This is a genomic window from Lysobacter claricitrinus (assembly GCF_045866565.1).
In the GTDB taxonomy this organism is placed as follows: domain Bacteria; phylum Pseudomonadota; class Gammaproteobacteria; order Xanthomonadales; family Xanthomonadaceae; genus Cognatilysobacter; species Cognatilysobacter claricitrinus.
The window spans coordinates 44,670-63,677 of sequence record NZ_BAAFZV010000005.1; the positions used below are offsets into that span (position 1 = coordinate 44,670).

A 19,008-nucleotide genomic window follows, 5' to 3' on the forward strand; every position below is an offset into this window, starting at 1 on the left:
TTGTGGACGCCGGACACGGTCCTGTCGCAATTTCATGCTGCGACGCGCCATAGAAGCGGCGGCAAGCGGCTTCACAAAGTCATAACGACCGCGCGATAGTCCTGTGAAATCAGTCGTTTACGATCTGTAACGTAAACCGCTCATCGGACCGGCCAAAAAATTTCAAAAATTTTTGCGTGAAGGGCGCGGCACGAGGCCACCTTCGATGGGCGGACGCAGAGGGATCGCGTTCGCACGTGCCCCAGTCCGCTTCGTACGACTCAGACCCGGGGCTTCGCCGTCCACCTTTCCGGCGTTCCCACGTCAAGGATTTCTTCCCGATGTCGCACTCGACTTCCCGTTTGTGTCTCATGGCGCTGTCCCCGCTCGTCCTCGCGCTTGCCGCTGGCAGCGCCGGCGCGGCGACCCGCATCGACCTGCACCAGCTTTCGCTCGACAAGGCCGGCAAGCAGTACAAGGCCGCCACCGCGACGCTCGGCGTTGCCGCCGTTGCCAAGGACCGCCACGCCGAACTGATCGGCATGGATTCGCTGTCGTCGCTGAAGCAGGTCGGCCTGCTGCAGGACCGTGACGGCACCACGCACTACCGCTACCAGCAGACGTTCCGCGGCATTCCGGTGTTCGGTGAGAACATCGCGGTCGCCGAGCAGAACGGCAACGTGAAGTCGATGTTCGGCCGCAAGGTCGATGGCCTCGCCGCCGAAATCCCGGCCGGCGCAGTCAAGTTCACGAGCCAGCAGGCGCTCGACGTCGGCAAGCGCGTCGGCCTCGGCCAGGGCATCGCCAAGATGGCGACGCGCAACGAGAAGTCCGAGCTGATGATCTACGTCGACGACGCCGGCCACGCGCACCGCGCGTACGTCGTGTCGTACTTCGCTGATCGCGCCGGTACCGGTGGCGACGCGACCCGTCCGTTCATCATCGTCGACGCCCAGAGCGGCGCGGTGCTGAAGCGCTGGGAAGGCCTGACCACCGCGCTCGTCGGCACGGGCCCTGGCGGCAACGCCAAGACCGGCCAGTACGAGTGGGGTTCGGGCGGCCGCTACGGCTACCTCGACGTCGCGCAGTCGGGCTCGACCTGCACGATGAACAACACCAACGTGAAGTCGGTGAACCTCAACGGCGGCACGACGGGCACCACGGCGTACTCGTACACCTGCCCGCGCAACACCTACAAGGCCATCAACGGCGCGTACTCGCCGATCAACGACGCGCATTTCTTCGGCGGCGTGATCACCAACATGTATCCGGCGTACACCGGTTACAACGCGCTGTCGTTCCAGCTCGTCATGCGCGTGCACTACTCGTCGGCGTACGAGAACGCGTTCTGGGACGGCTCGACGATGTCGTTCGGTGACGGCGCCAGCACGTTCTATCCGCTGGTCAGTGCCGACGTCGCCGGCCACGAGGTCTCGCACGGTTTCACCGAGCAGCACTCGAACCTGACGTACTCCGGCCAGTCGGGCGGCATGAACGAAGCGTTCTCGGACATGGGCGGCGAGGCGACCGAGTACTACTGGAAGGGTTCGTCCGACTTCAACGTCGGCACCGAAATCTTCAAGTCGACTGGCGCGCTGCGCTACATGTGCAACCCGACACAGGACGGCGGCTCGATCGACAACGCTGCGAACTACAACAGCGGCCTCGACGTGCACTACTCGTCCGGCGTCTACAACAAGGCGTTCTGCACCCTGGCCAAGACGGCGGGCTGGAGCGTGCCGACCGCGTTCAAGGTGTTCGCCCGCGCGAACGCCGTGTACTGGACCGCGAGCAGCACGTTCAACTCCGGTGCTTGCGGTGTTGAAACGGCGGCGACCGACCTCGGCCTGAACAAGGCGGACGTCACCGCGGCGTTCAACGTCGTCGGCGTCAGCTGCTCCGGCGGCGGTGGCGGTGGCGGCACGACCGCGATGACCAACGGCACGCCGATCACCGGCATCTCCGGCGCGGCCGGCAGCGACAAGTTCTACTCGCTGGCCGTTCCGAGCGGTGCGACCAACCTGGTGTTCACCACCTCGGGTGGCACGGGCGACGTCGACCTGTACGTCAAGGCCGGTTCGGCCCCGACGACCACGAGCTATACCTGCAAGTCGGAAGGCAGCGCCACCGCCGAGACCTGCACGATCGCGGCACCGGTTGCCGGTACGTACTACGTGCTCCTGCACGGTTACGCGACCTACTCGGGCGTCACGCTCAAGGGCAGCTACACGACCGGTGGTGGTGGCGGTGGCGGCACGGTGCTGACGAGCGGCGTGCCGGTGAGCCTGCCGTCCGTTGCGACCGGTGGCGTCTCGTCGAACTACACGCTGAGCGTGCCGGCCGGCAAGACCAGCGTCGTGTTCACGATCTCGGGCGGTACGGGTGATGCCGACCTGTACGTGAAGCTCGGTTCCGCGCCGACGACCTCGTCGTACACCTGCCGTCCGTACCTCAGCGGCAACGCCGAGACCTGCACGATCAACGCGCCGGCCGCCGGCACGTACTACGTGAATGTCCGCGCTTACGCGGCCTACTCGGGCGTCACGCTGAAGGGCACCATCAACTGATGTAACCGGGCGCCGGCTTCGGCCGGCCCCGTCGCTACACATCAAGACCCCGGCTTCGCGGCCGGGGTCTTTTTTTGACGCGCGACGAGCGAACCGCGCGGCGCTTTCCTCGCCACGCGAAACGTAACTCGCGCTCCGGCGCGCGGGCGTGCGACGCCCGCGTACGAGGAACGCCCAGCAAAAAACCCGGCACGTGGCCGGGTTTTCGGGTGCCGTTTCGATATCCGGTCAGTCGATCGATTCGAACCGGTTCGCGTCGACGTTCTTGCGAACCTTCATCGGATCCCAGATGCGGCCGTTCATGGCGATGTAGACGCCCGGCGGCAGGCACTGCACCGCGCCGACCGCGGTACCGATGTTGAACTCCGCGTCCGAACCACGGAAACGCGCGGGATTCAGCGCGCCGGTCAGCACGATGGTCTTGTCGGTCAGCGACGCCAGCACGCGCGCGGTCTGCACCATGCTGTCGGTGCCGTGCGTCACCAGCACGTGGCGCGACGGCTGCGCCGCGATCGTCGCGCGCAGCAGCTCGCGATCGGCCTCGGTGATGTGCAGCGAATCCTTGCGCAGGATCGGTATGACGCTGAAACGGAAGGCGACGCCGAGTTCCTCGAGGATGCGCCCGATCTGCGGCTCGCCGACCTGGAAATCCGACTTGTCGTCGAAGTAGATCTTGTCGATCGTCCCGCCGGTGGTGACGATGCAGAGCGAATCCATGGCGCGGTCCAGACGTCGGGGACGCGGATTATAGGACGCCGCCCGCGTCAGCCCCGTCGACCGAAGCGCGCGCGCAGGCCGGGCAGGCTGGCGGCGGCCACGATCACCAGCGACAGCACGACTTCGCCGCACGCATAGCTGCGCTCGGCCGGGCGCGTCCAGGCCACCATGACGCCATGGCTGAACCACAGCAGCGCCAGCACGCCGGACCAGAAGCCTGCAGTGCGACGACGCGCCAGCAGCGCGGCCAGGCACGCCAGCGGCGGCAGCGCGAATACGCCGACTGCGACCCACTCGCTGCGCACGCCGAACCACGCCGCGAACAGCAGCGCCAACGCCGCGAGCGCGATCATCAACACCGCACGCATGGTCATGCCAGCTTCGCCGCGAGCATCGCGATGCGACGCCCGAGCGCACGTGCGAGATGCGCTTCATCATCGTCGATGGGCTGATCGTCGCGCACGCCGGTCACATGGCTCGCGCCGTACGGCGTGCCGCCCGTGCGCGTCGTGCTAAGGCGCGGCTCGGTGTACGGGATGCCCGCGATGACGCAGCCGTGGTGCAGCAGCGGCAGCATCATCGACAGCAGCGTCGACTCCTGGCCGCCGTGCATCGTCGACGACGCGGTGAACGCGCCCGCGGGCTTGCCGACCAGCGTGCCGCTCGCCCAGTCGCCACCCAATCCGTCGATCCAGTGCTTGAGCGGCGCGGCCATGTTGCCGAAACGCGTCGGGCTGCCGATCAGCAGGCCCGCGCACTCCTGCAGGTCGCGCGCATCGACGTAGGGCGCGCCGTCATCGGGAACCGGCGGCGCGGCCGTGGTCGTCACCGCGGCGACCGGCGGCACCGTGCGCAATCGCGCCTGCACGCCGTCGATCTCCTCGACCCCGCGCGCGACGTGCCGCGCAAGGCGCGCCACCGAGCCGTTGCGGCTGTAGTACACGATCAGGACGTCGGGCATCGGAAGGCATGTCGATGGTGGACGCGGAGGATAGCGCGGCAGCGGCCTGACGCCGCATCGCCAGCCGTTCGGGTACGCTGCGCCGCGATGGAGCTGCCCTATCTCTTGAGCCTCGTGAGCCCGCGCCTGCGTGACCGCGCACGGGCGATCGCGTTCTTCCGCTTCCTCGGCAGGCGTTTCCTCGACGACGAGTTGTTCCAGGCCGCGGGCGCGCTGTCGTTCACCACGCTGTTCGCGCTGGTGCCGCTGTCGATGGTGCTGTTCGGCGTGCTGTCGGCGTTCGATTCGTTGCGCCCGTTGTCGCGCCAGCTCGCCGACTACGTGTTCGCGAACTACGTGCCGGGCGTGGCCCGTGCCGCGCAGGACTACCTGCTGCAGACCGCCGCGGCGAACACCGGCAAGTTGACCTCGACCGGCGTGGTCGCGCTGGTGGTGTCGGTGCTGGTCACGCTGACCAGCATCGAGACGACCTTCAACAACATCTGGCGGGTCAAGGCGGCGCGGCCCAAGTTCGGGCGCTTCCTCGTGTACTGGACGGTACTGACGCTCGGCGCCGTGTTTGGCGCGGCGAGCCTGGCGGCGTCCGCGCGTTTCTTCGCGCTGGGGCTGTTCGCCACGCGCGCGGGCCACGTGCTCGAGTCGGTGATGCTGCAGCTCACGCCGCTTGCGCTCGAAGCCGCGGCGTTCGCGACGATGTATCGCGTCGTGCCGCATCGGACGGTCAAGTGGCGGCATGCGTTGCCCGGCGCCGTGCTGGCCACGTTCGGCTTCGAGATGGCGAAGTGGGCGATGGGCTGGTACCTCGGCAGCTTCAACAGCTACGCGCGCATCTACCAGCAGCTCGCGATCATTCCGATCTTCCTGCTGTGGGTGTACGTCGGCTGGGTGGCGATCCTGCTCGGCGCGTCGTTCGCGGCGTCGTTGTCGGCCTTCCGGTATCAGCCGGTCAGCCAGCGCCTGCCGCCGGGCTACGAGATCTACGGCCTGCTGCGCATGCTCGCGCGGTTCGACCAGGCGCGGTCCACCGGACACGGGCTGCACGCGGACGGCATCCTGCGCATGGAACCGATGCTCACCGACGCGCTTGTGCAGCAGATGCTCGCGCAGCTGTACGCGATCAACGTGGTGCGACGCGCGGAAGACGGCGAATGGCTGCTCTCGCGCGATCTCGACCAGCTCACGCTCGCCGAGCTGTACGAAGCCTGCCACCTGCGCATTCCCATCGCCGAAGCGCACCTGCCGTGTCGCGACGATGCGATCGGCGCGCAGGTCGTGCGCACGATCGACGATCTGCGCATCCCGCTCCGCGACCTGCTCAAGCGTCGCGTCAGTACCGTCTGGTCCGGAGACGCGCCATGAACCGCCGATTCCTCCCGTTGCTCGTCGCGCTCGGCCTCGCGGCCTGCAGCGAGCGCGCGTCGACGCCTGCGCCTGGTGCACCCGCCACGCCCGCGCCAGCGAAGGCGGCGGTCGCACCTAAACCCGATCGCGAACATCCGCAACTGCAGGTCGACCTCGTCGATGGCGGGCGCTACGACCTCGCGCAGCATCGCGGCCGCTGGGTCGTCGTGAATTTCTGGGCGACCTGGTGCGGCCCGTGCCTGAAGGAAATGCCGGAGCTGTCGAAGCTCGCGCAGCGCGGCGACGTCGACGTGGTCGGCCTCGCGTACGAGGACATCGCCAAGGCCGACATGCAGGCGTTCCTCAAGACGCACGCGCCCTCGTACCCGATCGCCATCCTCGACACGTTCAACCCGCCACGCGATTTCGACGCGCCGCAGGGCCTGCCGATGACGGTGATCGTCGCTCCGGACGGACACGTCGCGAACAAGGTGTTCGGCCCCGTCACCATCGACGCGATCGACGCGACGATCGCGCAGAAGCCCACCCCCAAGGCATGACCGCGGCGCGTTTCATCGTCGAAGGGCACGTGCAGGGCGTGGCGTTCCGCGCCTACACACGCCACGAAGCCGAGCGCCTCGGCATCGTCGGCCATGCACGCAACCTGCCGGATGGCCGCGTCGAAGTGGTCGCCCACGGCGACGCCGCGGCGATCGACGAGCTCGCGGCATGGCTCGCGCATGGCCCATCGCATGCGCGGGTCGACGCGGTGCATCGCGAAGCGCTGGACGCGGCGTCGAAGCCGACGGCGTTCTCCATCGGCTGACGCGTTTCACCGTGTTCCGACGCGCATGCGACGAGTCTCGCCACATGCAGATCCATCCCCGCCATCCATGAACCTCGCCGACGCCATCGGCTGGGGCGCGTCCGCCGTCTTGATCGCCACGCTGTCGCGGCAGGTCTACACGCAGTGGCGCGAACGCACGACGGAGGGCGTGTCGCGCTGGCTGTTCATCGGGCAGATGTGCGCGAGCGTCGGCTTCGTCATCTACAGCTGGATGCTGGGTAATGGCGTGTTCGTGTTCACGAATGCGGTGCTGTTGCTGACCGGCGTCGTCGGCCAGCTGATCTTTCGCCGCAACCGGCGCATCACCGAACGCGAAGGCGTGGGTTAGTCAAGCATCGGTCGCGGCGCGTCGCCATCGCGCCAGGTCATCGCCATGCGCTGCGCGAGATCCGCGAAGTCGCGGGCGAAGCCTTGCATGTCGAACAGCGGCGACGTGCGGCGCGCATCGTCGAGACGTTGCCTGAGCGCGATGCGCGCGTTCGCGTCGCCGCCCAGGTCGACGGCACGCTCGACGAAACGCCCGTCGTCAGGCGCGATGAGATCGTCGAGCCCGAGCGTGTGCAGCAGGCTCGCGGCAACGCGTGATGCGAACGTGTCACCGGGGCGCGTCAGCACCGGGCAACCCGCCCACAGCGCGTCCGACGCGGTGGTGTGCGCGTTGTACGGCGAAGTGTCGAGGAACAGGTCGGCGAGTCGGCAACGTGCGAGGTAGGCCGGTTGCGGCTGCTTGAACATGAACACCAGGCGCGAGGGGTCGACGCCCGCGGCACGCGCCGCATCGCGCAGGCGATCGTCCGCGCGCCCCGGCCCGCGCAGCACCCACAGCACGCTGCCATCGACGGCGCGCAGCACGTCGAACATGCGGCGCATGCTCGTCGCATTGAGCTTGTAGCTGTTGTTGAAGCAGGCGTAGACGACGCCGGATTCGGGCAGGTCGCATTCCGCACGGCTTGGCGCGGGTGCTGGCTCACGGGTGGTGTCTGACGGCTGGAACGCATGCGGCAGCCACGCTACGTGCTCGCTGAAGTGCGGCGTGAGTTCGCGCGGCAGGACCGTGCGATCGGCGATGACGTAGTCCATCCACGGCGCGCCCGACGTACCGGGATACGCGAGCCAGTTCACCTGCACGGGCGCCGGGCGCATCGCCAGAACTTCCGGCACGCCGCCGCCCCCCCAGCCGCGCAGGTCGAACAGCACGTCGATGCGCGCATCGCGGATGCAACGGGCAACGTCGCCATGCGCACGGTGCGCGACATCGTGCAGCTGCGTCGCGGCGGCGATGCGCGCACGGATCGGGCTCGCGTCGTCGGGCATCAGCGCGAACGTGTGCGCCTCGATGCCGGCGACGTGCGCCAGCGCCTCCAAGAACGCGACCGTAAGCAGTCCGGTCGGGTGCGCGCCGAAGCCGTTCGACAGGAACCCCAGCCGCACCGGCTCGCCGCTGCGCGAGGCGCGGTCCACCGCCGGCAGCGGACGCACCGCCTGCGCGATCACCGACGCACGCAGCTGCGCGCACTGCAGTTGTTCCGCCGGCGTCGCGTCCTCGCTGAGGAACGCGAATGGCTCGACCGGCGCCTGCCGTCGACGCACCGCGGTGCGAACCTGTGCCGACAGTGCGTCGACGTCGCGCCAGTCGCACAGGCGTCGGCGCGCGGCCAGCAGGTACGAGGCCACCATCGGTTCGTCCGGCATCAGCCGATGCGCGTGCGCGAAGGCCTCCGCGGCTTCCTCGACGCGGCGGACATCCTCGAGCGCGTGCCCGAGCCACACCGCGATCCCGGGATGTTGCGGCGCTGCGTGCGCGGCCTGCAGCAGGCTTTCGACGGCGTCCTCCGCTCGCCCGAGCATCGACTGTGCGCGGCCGAGCCGCGCGAGTGCTTCCGGATGCCCGGGTCGCAGCTGCAGCGCGCGACGCGATGCACGTTCCCCGGCAACCGCGTCGCCCGCGTCGACTTCGGCTTCGGCCAGCACGATCCACGCCATCGCGTCGTGCGGCGCGCGTTCGACGTGCTGGCGCGCGAGCTGGCGTTCGTCGCTCATGCGGTCAATGCGGCGCGGCGAGGTCGAGCCCGTACCACTGCGTCGATTCCTCGTCCCATCCGGCGTCGCGGTACAGCGCACGCGCCGCCAGGTTGTCGATCGACGTTTCCAGCACGATGCGATGGGCGCCCACCGCGCGCGCCGCGGCCGCGGCGGCGTCGAGCAGGCGACGCGCAACGCCGCTGCGGCGCGCCGGTGCATCGACATACAGATCGTTGAGCACGAACACCGGCGCCATGCGCACGGACGAGAACATCGGATAGAGCTGGGTGAAGCCCACCGCGCGTTCGCCCTGCCATGCGACGAGCAGCACCGACTCGTGCTGCGCCACGCGTTCGGCGAGGAAGGCGCGACCCGCGGCGACGTCCGTGCGCTGGCCGTAGAACTGGCGATAGGCGTCGAACAGGCGTGCGGCGGCGTCGATGTCGTCGCCCGTCGTCGCGCGGCGGATGCTGAGGTCGATGGTCATCGGCGATCCATGGCTCGAGTAGCGCGCATTGTGACCCGGCGGCGCGATGGAATGCCGGTGATCAGCCCGCGGAGGTCAGGCGCGCGAGTTCGTCGGCCTGGTGTTCCTGCTGCAGGCGGTCGAGCAACGGATCCAGCGCACCTTCGATCACGTTCGGCAGGTCGTACAGCGTGAGGCCGTCGACGCGGTGGTCGGTGATGCGGCCCTGCGGAAAGCTGTAGGTGCGGATGCGCTGGCTGCGATCGCCGCTGCCGACCTGCAACTTGCGCGTCTCCGCCTGCGCGGCGGCCGCTTTCGCGATCTGCGCGTCGGCAAGCATCGCGCGCAGCCGCTTCATGGCCTTGTCGCGGTTGGCGTGCTGACTGCGTTCGGTCTGGCTTTCAACGACGATGCCGCTCGGCAGGTGGGTGATGCGGATCGCCGAGTCGGTCTTGTTGACGTGCTGGCCGCCGGCGCCGGACGAGCGATACGTGTCGACGCGCAGTTCGGCGGCCGAGATCTCGATCGGCGCTTCGTCGGCTTCGACCGGAATGATCGCGACGGTGGCCGCCGACGTGTGGATGCGACCCTGCGATTCCGTGGCCGGAACGCGCTGCACGCGGTGCGTACCGGATTCGAACTTCAATCGCGAGTACGCGCCGGTGCCTTCGACGCGCGCGATGACTTCCTTGAAGCCGCCGTGCTCACCGGGGCTCGCCGATTCGACGTCGATGCGCCAACCCTGGCGCTCGGCGTAGCGCGAATACATGCGGAACAGATCGCCCGCGAAGATCGCCGCCTCGTCGCCGCCGGTACCGGCGCGCACTTCGAGGTAGAGATCGCCTTCGTCGCGCGGATCCTTCGGTATCAGGTGCGCGAGCAGTTCGGCTTCGAGCTGTTCCAGGCGCTGCGATGCGGCGTCGATCTCCTCGTCGGCGAGTTCGCGCATCTCCGGGTCGTCGCGCATCGCCCGCGCGGCCGCGAGATCGTCGCGTGCGCGCTGTTCGTCGGCGAGCGCGCTCGCGACCGGCTCGAGCTGCGAGAACTCGCGCGAGAGGCGACGGAACTGCCCGGCGTCGTTGATGACGGTGGGATCGGCGAGCAGGCGCTCGAGTTCCTCGCGACGTTCGGCGAGCACTTCGAGTTTGCGACGCAGGGAAGGGTTCATTGCAGGACACCGGGCGACGGGGCAGGGCGATCGCGATGCGACCGTGCGACGACGAGGTTGGCGTCGCTAACGCTCGGCGTCGCTGCCCGGCGCGCTCGGGAACAGGCGTTCGACCGCGCGCGGGAGCTCGGTGTCGCCCTGCACCGCGGCGTCGCGCACCGCGACGGTGGGCGCGTGCAGCAGGCGGTTGGTGAGTGTGTGTGCGAGAAATTCCAACGCGTCCTCGGGCGACATGCCCGATGCCAGCTGCTGTTTCGCTTTCGCCAGCACGTCGGCGCGCGCGAGTTCGCCATGCGAACGGATGCGCTTGACCGGTTCGGTACGTGCGCCGACATCGAGTTTTTCGCGGAAGCGCGCGACCTGCAGTTCGACGATCGCTTCGGCCTCGTCCGCGGCCTCGCGACGACTGCGACGGTTGTCTTCGATCGCGCGTTCGAGGTCGTCGACGGTGTAGAGGAAGACGTCCGAGAGCTGCGCGACATCGGCGGCGACGTCGCGCGGGACCGCCAGGTCGAGCAGCAGCATCGGTCGCCGACGACGCGCGGCGAGCGCGGTTTCCACCTGCACGGCGCGCAGGATCGGCTCGCGGCTGGCGGTCGCGCTGATCACGACGTCGGCTTCGGCGAGGTGCTTGTCGAGGTCGTCGAGCGGCAACGCATAACCGCCGTGGCGCTGCGCGAGATCCTGCGCGTGCGCGAGCGTGCGGTTGGCGACGAGCAATCGTTTCGCGCGCGCCTGCACGAGATGGCGTGCGGCGAGTTCGATGGTTTCGCCTGCGCCGATCAGCAGCACGGTCGATGCGTCGAGTGGCGCGAATGACTCCTGCGCCAGCTTCACCGCGGTCGACGCGACGGACACGGGATTGGCACCGATGCGCGTGTCGGTGCGCGCGCGCTTGGCGGTGCTGAAAGCGTGCTGGAACAGGCGATCGAGCCGCGTGCCCAGCGTGCCGGCGGCGCGTGCCGTCGCCCAGGCGTCCTTCACCTGCCCGAGGATCTGCGGCTCACCGAGCACCAGCGAATCCAGCCCGGTGGCGACGCGGAACAGATGGCGCACCGCGTCGGCGTCGCGATGGCGATAGAGGTAGGCGTGCAGGTCGGGGCCGACTGAAGAGCGCGTCGCTAGCCACTGCGCGAGCGCGGTGCCGTCGTCGTCGGATTCGACGTACAGCTCGGTGCGGTTGCATGTCGACAGCAGCGCCGCTTCGCTCACTTCAGGCATCGCGCGCAGCTCGTCGAGCGCGCCGTTCAGCGCGTCGCCGGCAAACGCCACCCGTTCGCGCACGTCGACGGGCGCGGTGGAGTGATTGAGGCCGATGACGTGGAAACCCATTCGTTACAGGGGCGTGCGCTAAGCTGCGGCGGCAGGCCCGGCATTCTACCGGTGCAGGTGCTGCAACCTTCGAGACCAGTATCCCGGGTGCGCATGCCTCTCGTTTTGCGTTCGATCAAACGGTTCAGCCTGGCCCTCGCGATTGTGCTCGCGCTGCCGGCCATGGCCGCGCCCGCCGCCAAGCCGGCGCCCGCCACCGACCTGCCGCTGCAGCCGCTGCTGTCGGGCGAATTCGCCCTGCAGGCGGGCAAGCTGGACGAAGCCGCCGCCGGCTATCTGGCCGCCGCCCGCTCGGCGCGCGATGTCGCCCTGGCCGAGCGCGCCACGGGGATCGCGCTGGTCGCCAAGAACGACCGTCGCGCCGCCGACGCCCTGAAGCTCTGGCGCGAGCTGCTCGGCCCCAAGGCCGACGACACCGCCGACGTCCGCGTCGCGCAGGGCACGCTGGCCCTGCACCGCGGCGACGAAGCCGGCGCCACGCGCGAGCTCACCGCGCTGTTCGCGCAGTCCGACGATGGCTGGCGGCTGGCGATCGGTACGCTCGCCGGCGGCGCGAAGACGCCGAAACAGGCGGCGAACGTCGTCACCCGCCTGCTCGACACCAATGCCGTGCCATCGACGCTGCCCGCGTGGCTGGCGCTTGGCGGCCTCGCGCAGCGCTTGCAGCAGCCCGCACTGGCCGATCGCATCGTCAATGAAGTGATCACGCGTTTCCCGCGCGACCCGCGCGTCACCCTGCTCAAGGCCAGCCAGCTGCGCGAGGACGGCAAGAACGCCGAGGCCAAGGCGACGATCGATTCGCTGCGCGCCGCGGCCGAAACCGACGCCGACCTGCGCCTGCTGGTCGCCCGCGAATACGACGCGCTGGGCGATTCCGCGGCCGCCGCCGACACGCTGGCCGCCGGCCCGCAGGACGACCAGACGTACCAGCTGCGCGCATCGCTGTACGCACGCGTCGACGATCGCGTGCGCCTGCAGCAGCTCTACGACGAGTTGTCGCGCAATGCGCAGCGCCCGGAGCCGGATCGCCGCCTGCTGCTGGGCCAGCTCGCCGAATACCTCAAGCATTACGACGCCGCGCTCGAGTGGTACGGCTCCGTGCCGGGCGGCCCGCAGCGCTGGACCGCGCGTCTGCGCACCGCGAACGTGCTGCACGAACTCGGTCGCGGCAAGAAGGCGATCGACGCCCTGCACGACCTGCAACAGGACGCGTCCGCCGAGGACGACGTCCGCCGCGCCGCCTACACGCTCGAAGCCGGCCTCTGGGCGAAGGACAAGGACGACGCCCGCGAGATGGACGCCTTCGCGCGCGGCCTCGCGGCGTTCCCGGACGATCCGGACCTGCTCTATGCCCGTGGACTGACATGGGAACGCCGCGACGACATCCCGCGCGCGGAAGCTGACCTGCGCCGCATCCTGGTCGGCCAGCCGGACAACGTGGCGACGTTGAACGCGCTCGGCTACACGCTAGCCGACCGCACCACGCGCTATCGCGAGGCGCTGGAGCTGATCAATCGCGCACGCGCCGCGGAGCCGAACAACGCCGCGATCGTCGACAGCTACGGTTGGGTGCTCTACCGGCTCGGCAAGCCGGCCGACGCGCTGGTGGAACTGCAGCGCGCGTACACGATGCAGAAGGATGCCGAGATCGCCGCGCACGTCGGCGAAGTGCTGTGGGTGCTCGATCGCAAGGACGAAGCGCGCCGCTACTTCGAGGATTCGCGTCGCATCGATCCCGACAACCGCTCACTGGCCCGCGCGCTGCAGAAGACCGGAGCGACGCTGGCGCCGTTGCCCGCGACGACGCCCGCGACGACGCCCGCGACGACGCCCGCGACGACGCCCGCGACGACGCCCGCGACCCCGGCCAAGCCGGATGCGTCCGCGGCCGCAACGCCCGCACAGTCGACGGGCCGGACGCCGTGACGCCTTCCCTGATGCCCTTCGCGGCGCGGTTTCCCGTCATTCGCATCGCTGCCGTCGTCCTCGCATTGGCCACGGCCGGTTGCGCGACCACGCGGGTCACGACGCCGCCGGTCGCGTCCGATGCCGCGAGCGCGCGTCAGGAGCAGCGCGAACGCGAGCTCGCCACGCAGACCCGCTGGGGCCTCGACGGGCGCATTGCCGTCTCCAACGCCCGCGACGCCGGCAGCGGCCGCATCGAATGGCGACAGGACGGCCCGCGCTTCGACATCGAGCTGACCGCGCCCATCACCCATCAGGGCTGGCGCCTGCACGGTGAACCGGGCCGGGCGGTGCTCGACGGCCTGCCCGGTGGCCCGCGCGAAGGTGCGGACGCCGAAAGCCTGCTGCGCCAAGCGACCGGCTGGAGTATTCCGGTGGCGTCGCTGCCGGCATGGGTGCGCGGCCTGCGGGGTGATCCCGCCGCTGCGACCGTGCAGTTCGGCGCCGACGGCCGCCTCGCGCATCTCGCCGAATCGGGCTGGACCATCGACTACATCTGGCCGGCCGACGCTGCCGCGGCGCTGCCGAGCCGCATCGAGGCCCGCCGCGACGACGCGCGCGTCCGGTTGGTGGTCGACCGCTGGACGGACGACGCCAACGCGCCATGAGCGAGTGGACCGCCTGGCCTGCGCCGGCCAAGCTCAACCTGTTCCTGCACATCACCGGCCGTCGCGAGGACGGCTACCACCGGCTGCAGACGGTCTTCCGGCTGCTCGAGTGGGGCGACACCATCCGGCTACGCCCGCGAGCGGACGGCCGGATCGAGCGGGTCGGCGAGGGCGCGACCGGTGTAGAGGCCGGGCAGGACTTGGCGATTCGCGCAGCGATCGCGCTGCAAAAAGCCGCGGACGCCGCCCAAGGTGTCGACATCGTCGTCGAAAAGAACATTCCCGCCGGCGGCGGCTTCGGCGGCGGCTCGTCGGACGCGGCGACCGTCCTGGTCGCGCTCAACCGGCTGTGGGGTCTCGATTGGCCGCTCGACCGGCTGGCCGGGCTGGGCTTGACGCTCGGCGCGGACGTCCCGGTTTTCGTGCTCGGTCGCAATGCCTGGGCCGAAGGCATCGGCGAAGTCCTGACGCCGATCGAGCTCCGCCCCGCCTGGTATCTCATCGCCGAGCCTGGTGTGCATTGCCCGACGGCCGCTCTTTTCGCATCTCCCGATTTGACGCGCGATTCACCGCCCTTGAAAATGGCGGACTTCGTTGCGGGGGGCGACCCCCGGAGTGGCCGGCTCGGGAATGCCTTCGAGCCCGTGCTGCGCGCGCGTGAGCCGGTGGTCGACACCGTGCTGGCGACGCTGTCGCAGGTGGGCGCGGCACGACTGACCGGTTCGGGTAGTGGGTGCTTTGTCGAATTCGCCTCGCGCGAGTTGGCCGAGGCCGCACTCCGTCGGCTGCCGCCGACCCTGCATTGTCGGCTCGTCGCCGGCGCCGCGGTGTCGCCGTTGCACCGGGCACTCGAAAGGTTCCAGGCGTCGCCGTAATACGCGCCGTCACCGCGTTCGACAACGACAGGGGCGTCGCCAAGTGGTTAAGGCACCAGGTTTTGATCCTGGCACGCGAAGGTTCGAATCCTTCCGCCCCTGCCATTAGCGACGGCTGTGGACGATGGCGCGACGCGCGCTTCGCCCACGCCGTGCATCTGACCGAACTCCGTTTCCTTTCCGATTGCCGGCCGCCATGCACAAAGATCGCAATCTTCTCGTCTTCAGCGGCAACGCCAATCGCCCGCTCGCCGAAGCCGTGTGCAAGGAGCTCGGCGTGCGGCCCGGCAAGGCGCTGGTCGGTACGTTCTCCGACGGCGAAGTGCAGGTCGAGATCGAAGAAAACGTGCGTCGCCAGGAAGTGTTCGTCATCCAGCCGACGAACGCGCCGACGGCCGAGAATTTCATGGAACTGCTGGTCCTGATCGACGCGCTCAAGCGTGCGTCGGTCATGAACATCACCGCGGTGGTGCCGTACTTCGGTTACGCGCGCCAGGATCGCCGCCCGCGCAGCTCGCGCGTGCCGATCACGGCGAAGGTGGCGGCCAAGATGTTCAGCGCGGTCGGTACCGATCGCGTGCTTACGGTGGATCTGCACGCCGACCAGATCCAGGGCTTTTTCGATATCCCGGTCGACAACGTGTACGCGTCGCCCCTGCTGCTCGCCGACATCTGGCGCGCGCACGGCACCGACAACCTGATCGTGGTCTCGCCCGACGTCGGCGGCGTGGTGCGCGCGCGTGCGATCGCCAAGCGACTCGATGACGCGGAGCTCGCGATCATCGACAAGCGCCGTCCGAAGGCGAACGTCGCGACGGTGATGAACATCATCGGCGACGTCGCCGGCAAGACCTGCGTGCTGGTCGACGACATCGTCGACACTGCGGGCACGTTGTGCGCCGCCGCGGGTGCGCTGAAGGAACGCGGTGCGTTGAAGGTCGTCGCCTACTGCACGCATCCGGTGCTGTCGGGCGCGGCGATCAGCAACGTCACCAATTCGCAGCTCGACGAGCTGGTCGTTACCGACACGATCAAGCTGTCGGACGCCGCGCGCGCCTGCAGCAAGATCCGCCAGCTCAGCGTCGCCGAGCTGCTCGCCGAAACGATCCGGCGCGTGGCGTTCGGCGAATCGGTGAGCTCGTTGTACGTCGACTAAGTTTCGCGGCCGCGAGGCCGCAACCGGCTCACCTGGTCGCGGGTGAGTCACACCATCGCCGCGAGGCGATTCATCGCTAGAAAGTGAGTAACTGAAATGTCCGAACACATCATCAAGGCCACGGGCCGCAACGACGCAGGGAAGGGTGCGAGCCGCCGTCTGCGCCGTGCAGCGAGCATCCCGGCCATCGTCTACGGCGGTAGCGCCGAACCGAAGCAGATCCAGCTCGATCACGAGAAGATCTGGCTCGCCAGCCAGAACGAGTGGTTCTACTCGTCGATCCTGTCGCTCGATATCGAAGGCAAGGTCGAGAGCGTGCTGCTGCGTGACATGCAGCGCCACCCGTACAAGCAGCTGATCGTCCACCTCGACTTCCAGCGCGTCGACGCCAACCAGACGCTGCGCGCGTCGGTGCCGCTGCACTTCCTGAACCAGGAAAAGTCGCCGGCCGGCAAGTCGACCGAAGTGGTCGTCACGCACGAGCTCAACGAAGTCACCGTGAGCTGCCTGCCGAAGGATCTTCCGGAGTTCATCGAGCTCGACCTGTCCAACCTGAAGCAGGGCGACATCGTCCACCTGTCCGACATCAAGCTGCCCAAGGGCGTCGAGCTGCCGGAGCTGAAGCTGGGCAAGGAACACGACGTTGCCGTCGTCATTGCCAAGGCTGCGCGTACGTCCGAAGAAGACGCGACGCCGGCCGCGGAAGGCGACAAGAAGTAATCGCTTCAACCGGACGGGCCGGCCTTCGTGGCCGGCCCGTTCGCGTCTGCGGATCACGTGATGGCCGGTTTGAAACTCATCGTCGGGCTGGGCAATCCCGGAGCCGAGCACGCGCGCCAGCGGCACAACGCCGGGTTCTGGTTCGTGGACGAACTCGCACGCAAGTACGGCGCGCAGTTCCGCATCGAGTCCAAGCTGTTCGGCGAGGCGTGCAAGGTCGACATCGGCGGCACGTCGGTGTGGCTGCTCAAGCCCGCCACCTTCATGAATCTCTCGGGCAAGTCGGTCACCGCCGCGCTGCGCTTCTTCAAGATCGAGCCGGAAGACGCGCTGCTCGCGCACGACGAACTCGATCTCGCGCCCGGCATCGCGCGCCTCAAGTTCGACGGCGGCCACGGCGGCCAGAACGGCCTGCGCGACACCATGCGGCTGCTCGGCCACGGCAAGTTCCACCGGCTGCGCGTCGGCATCGGCCATCCCGGCCACAAGGACAAGGTTGTCGGCTGGGTGCTCGGCAAGCCATCGCCTGCCGATGAGTCCATGATCCTGCGTTCGATCGACGACGCGCTTGACGTGCTGCCGCTGGCGGTCGCCGGCGACGTCAACGAGGCGATGAAGCGCCTCAACACCGCGAAAGCCTGAGCGGGCATGCGGAAGCCGCTGGATCCCGGCCGCTTCCGCTTTTCCGTTTGAATACCGGAGCCCCGTCATGGGCATTAAATGCGGCATCGTCGGCCTGCCGAACGTCGGCAAGTCGACCCTCTTCAACGCGCTGACCAAGGCCGGCATCGCCGCGGCCAACTTCCCGTTCTGCACGATCGAGCCCAACGTCGGCATCGTGCCCGTGCCGGATCCGCGCCTCGGGCAGCTCGCGGAAATCGTGAAGCCGCAGAAGGTCATTCCGACCGCGGTGGAATTCGTCGACATCGCCGGCCTCGTTGCCGGTGCGGCGTCGGGCGAGGGCCTGGGCAACAAGTTCCTCGCGCATATCCGTGAGGTCGACGCGATCACCCACGTCGTGCGCTGCTTCGAGAACGCCGACGTCATCCACGTCAACAACAAGGTCGACCCGATCGCCGACATCGACACGATCGACACCGAGCTCGCGCTCGCCGATCTGGAGTCCGTCGACAAGGCCCTGCAGCGCGCCGAGCGCTCGGCCAAGACCGGCGACAAGGACGCGAAGGTGCGCGTCGAGGTGCTGAGCCGCATCCGCGCGGGCCTCGACCAGGGCAAGGCCGCGCGCGCGCTGGGTCTGTCGGACGAGGACAAGGCGGCCGTTCGCGATCTGTTCCTGATCACCATCAAACCGGTGCTGTACGTCGCCAACGTCCTGGAAGACGGCTTCGAGAACAATCCGCACCTCGACGCGGTCCGCGAGCGTGCGAAGGGCGAGGGCGCCGAGGTGGTGCCGGTGTCGGCCGCAATCGAGGAAGAGCTGAGCCAGCTGGACGACGCCGACCGCGACGCGTTCCTGACCGACCTCGGTCTCGACGAGCCGGGCCTGAACCGCGTCATCCGCGCCGCCTACAAGCTGCTCGGCCTGCAGACCTATTTCACCGCCGGCGTCAAGGAAGTCCGCGCCTGGACGGTGAAGGCCGGGTCGACCGCGCCGCAGGCAGCGGGCGTCATCCACACCGATTTCGAGAAGGGATTCATCCGCGCCGAGACCATCGGCTTCGACGATTTCCTCAAGTACAAGGGCGAGGCCGGCGCGCGCGACGCTGGCCGCCTGCGGCTGGAAGGCAAGGAGTACCGCGTGCAGGAAGGCGACGTACTGCACTTCCGCTTCAACGTCTGACCGGCCGTTCGGCCCACGTCCGGAGAAGTGAACGGTCCGTTGACTTGCCCCGAACGGTCGGCCAGAATTGCGGGCTCTTCGGAGGGATACCCAAGCGGCCAACGGGGGCAGACTGTAAATCTGCTGGCTTACGCCTTCGGTGGTTCGAATCCACCTCCCTCCACCAGCGTTTTGTTTGAAACCGATGGCGTTACCAACCATCGGCGCAGTGCCCAAGCGGTTCGTCCGGCGCGGGAGTAGTTCAACGGTAGAACCTCAGCCTTCCAAGCTGATGGTGCGGGTTCGATTCCCGTCTCCCGCTCCATTGAACGCCGCGACAGACACCGCAACGTTTTCGCTCACGTAGCTCAGTCGGTAGAGCACCTCCTTGGTAAGGAGGAGGTCGAAGGTTCGATTCCTTTCGTGAGCACCATTTCGCAAACCAACGAACGCTTCTCGCGAAGCGCCCCAACGAGACGGAACCATGGCCAAGGGTAAGTTCGA

General features: G+C 68.4%; 18 protein-coding genes, 4 tRNA genes and 1 pseudogene. 16 read left to right on the plus strand and 7 right to left on the minus strand.

The genetic code is table 11. The features are described 5' to 3' along the window. Window positions 1-350: 350 nt before the first annotated feature. Window positions 351-2,546, plus strand: coding sequence for a M4 family metallopeptidase (locus tag ACKTTN_RS14190; RefSeq protein WP_407910560.1), 2,196 nt, complete (start codon window positions 351-353; stop codon window positions 2,544-2,546). A gap of 228 nt (window positions 2,547-2,774) precedes the next feature. Here ACKTTN_RS14190 and ACKTTN_RS14195 read toward each other — a convergent pair whose 3' ends face one another. Genes ACKTTN_RS14195 through wrbA form a run of 3 tightly spaced genes read right to left on the minus strand, consistent with a single transcriptional unit; the run spans window position 2,775 to window position 4,224 of the window. Then, window positions 2,775-3,263 (minus strand): asparaginase domain-containing protein, encoded by a 489-nt coding sequence (locus ACKTTN_RS14195; RefSeq protein WP_027082388.1) that lies wholly within the window; start codon window positions 3,261-3,263, stop codon window positions 2,775-2,777. A gap of 47 nt (window positions 3,264-3,310) precedes the next feature. Then, entirely contained in the window at window positions 3,311-3,637 is a 327-nt protein-coding gene (locus tag ACKTTN_RS14200; protein WP_407910561.1) for a DUF2069 domain-containing protein, read from the minus strand. After that, a complete protein-coding gene (gene wrbA, locus ACKTTN_RS14205; RefSeq protein ID WP_407910562.1) occupies window positions 3,634-4,224 on the minus strand; it encodes an NAD(P)H:quinone oxidoreductase in 591 nt (196 codons plus the stop codon). Before wrbA ends, ACKTTN_RS14200 begins: the two co-directional genes overlap by 4 nt. Before the next feature lie 87 nt (window positions 4,225-4,311). On the opposite strand from wrbA, the gene ACKTTN_RS14210 reads away from it, so the two are divergent. From ACKTTN_RS14210 to ACKTTN_RS14225, 4 genes are all read left to right on the plus strand, one after another. Beyond that, window positions 4,312-5,583, plus strand: coding sequence for a YihY family inner membrane protein (locus tag ACKTTN_RS14210; protein ID WP_407910563.1), 1,272 nt, complete (start codon window positions 4,312-4,314; stop codon window positions 5,581-5,583). Further along, a complete protein-coding gene (locus ACKTTN_RS14215) occupies window positions 5,580-6,125 on the plus strand; it encodes a TlpA family protein disulfide reductase (protein ID WP_407910564.1) in 546 nt (181 codons plus the stop codon). Before ACKTTN_RS14210 ends, ACKTTN_RS14215 begins: the two co-directional genes overlap by 4 nt. Continuing rightward, window positions 6,122-6,391: an acylphosphatase gene (gene yccX, locus ACKTTN_RS14220; protein WP_407910565.1), complete on the plus strand. Its 270-nt coding sequence runs from the start codon at window positions 6,122-6,124 to the stop codon at window positions 6,389-6,391. The genes ACKTTN_RS14215 and yccX overlap by 4 nt, the downstream gene beginning before the upstream one ends. A gap of 67 nt (window positions 6,392-6,458) precedes the next feature. After that, entirely contained in the window at window positions 6,459-6,740 is a 282-nt protein-coding gene (locus tag ACKTTN_RS14225) for a hypothetical protein (protein ID WP_407910566.1), read from the plus strand. Here the strand turns inward: ACKTTN_RS14225 and ACKTTN_RS14230 are convergent. The 4 genes from ACKTTN_RS14230 to hemA all read right to left on the minus strand — a co-directional run bounded on the left by ACKTTN_RS14230 (window position 6,737) and on the right by hemA (window position 11,400). Then, entirely contained in the window at window positions 6,737-8,452 is a 1,716-nt protein-coding gene (locus ACKTTN_RS14230; protein WP_407910567.1) for an O-linked N-acetylglucosamine transferase, SPINDLY family protein, read from the minus strand. The two genes, ACKTTN_RS14225 and ACKTTN_RS14230, sit on opposite strands and share 4 nt — an antisense overlap. Window positions 8,453-8,456: 4 nt before the next feature. Then, window positions 8,457-8,921, minus strand: coding sequence for a GNAT family N-acetyltransferase (locus ACKTTN_RS14235; protein WP_407910568.1), 465 nt, complete (start codon window positions 8,919-8,921; stop codon window positions 8,457-8,459). Between the two features lie 61 nt (window positions 8,922-8,982). Continuing rightward, on the minus strand, window positions 8,983-10,068 hold the full coding sequence (gene prfA, locus ACKTTN_RS14240) for a peptide chain release factor 1 (protein WP_407910569.1): 1,086 nt from the start codon (window positions 10,066-10,068) through the stop codon (window positions 8,983-8,985). 66 nt (window positions 10,069-10,134) lie between these two features. Continuing rightward, entirely contained in the window at window positions 10,135-11,400 is a 1,266-nt protein-coding gene (hemA, locus tag ACKTTN_RS14245) for a glutamyl-tRNA reductase (RefSeq protein ID WP_407910570.1), read from the minus strand. A 93-nt stretch (window positions 11,401-11,493) separates the two neighbouring features. Here hemA and ACKTTN_RS14250 point away from each other — a divergent pair. The 11 genes and pseudogenes from ACKTTN_RS14250 to ACKTTN_RS14300 all read left to right on the plus strand — a co-directional run. Continuing rightward, window positions 11,494-13,179, plus strand: a pseudogene (locus ACKTTN_RS14250) (tetratricopeptide repeat protein); the annotation flags it as partial. A gap of 143 nt (window positions 13,180-13,322) precedes the next feature. Continuing rightward, window positions 13,323-13,973, plus strand: coding sequence for a lipoprotein insertase outer membrane protein LolB (gene lolB, locus ACKTTN_RS14255; protein ID WP_407910571.1), 651 nt, complete (start codon window positions 13,323-13,325; stop codon window positions 13,971-13,973). After that, on the plus strand, window positions 13,970-14,848 hold the full coding sequence (ispE, locus tag ACKTTN_RS14260) for a 4-(cytidine 5'-diphospho)-2-C-methyl-D-erythritol kinase (protein ID WP_407910572.1): 879 nt from the start codon (window positions 13,970-13,972) through the stop codon (window positions 14,846-14,848). The genes lolB and ispE overlap by 4 nt, the downstream gene beginning before the upstream one ends. Window positions 14,849-14,877: 29 nt before the next feature. After that, window positions 14,878-14,953 (plus strand) — tRNA-Gln (locus ACKTTN_RS14265). 91 nt (window positions 14,954-15,044) lie between these two features. Next, a complete protein-coding gene (locus ACKTTN_RS14270; RefSeq protein WP_407910573.1) occupies window positions 15,045-16,004 on the plus strand; it encodes a ribose-phosphate diphosphokinase in 960 nt (319 codons plus the stop codon). Between the two features lie 96 nt (window positions 16,005-16,100). Then, complete coding sequence (locus ACKTTN_RS14275) at window positions 16,101-16,724, plus strand: 50S ribosomal protein L25/general stress protein Ctc (RefSeq protein ID WP_407910574.1); 624 nt, start codon at window positions 16,101-16,103, stop codon at window positions 16,722-16,724. A 60-nt stretch (window positions 16,725-16,784) separates the two neighbouring features. Then, the gene (gene pth, locus ACKTTN_RS14280; protein WP_407910575.1) at window positions 16,785-17,366 is read left to right on the plus strand and encodes an aminoacyl-tRNA hydrolase; all 582 of its coding nucleotides are present in this window, start codon (window positions 16,785-16,787) and stop codon (window positions 17,364-17,366) included. Window positions 17,367-17,433: 67 nt separating this feature from the next. Further along, window positions 17,434-18,525 carry a redox-regulated ATPase YchF gene (ychF, locus tag ACKTTN_RS14285; protein ID WP_407910576.1) on the plus strand — a complete coding sequence of 364 codons (1,092 nt, stop codon included), beginning with the start codon at window positions 17,434-17,436 and terminating at the stop codon, window positions 18,523-18,525. An 80-nt stretch (window positions 18,526-18,605) separates the two neighbouring features. Beyond that, window positions 18,606-18,691: transfer RNA gene (locus ACKTTN_RS14290), tRNA-Tyr, on the plus strand. 64 nt (window positions 18,692-18,755) lie between these two features. Further along, window positions 18,756-18,829, plus strand: a tRNA-Gly gene (locus tag ACKTTN_RS14295). Between the two features lie 32 nt (window positions 18,830-18,861). Beyond that, a tRNA-Thr gene (locus tag ACKTTN_RS14300) sits at window positions 18,862-18,937 on the plus strand. Window positions 18,938-19,008: the final 71 nt, after the last annotated feature.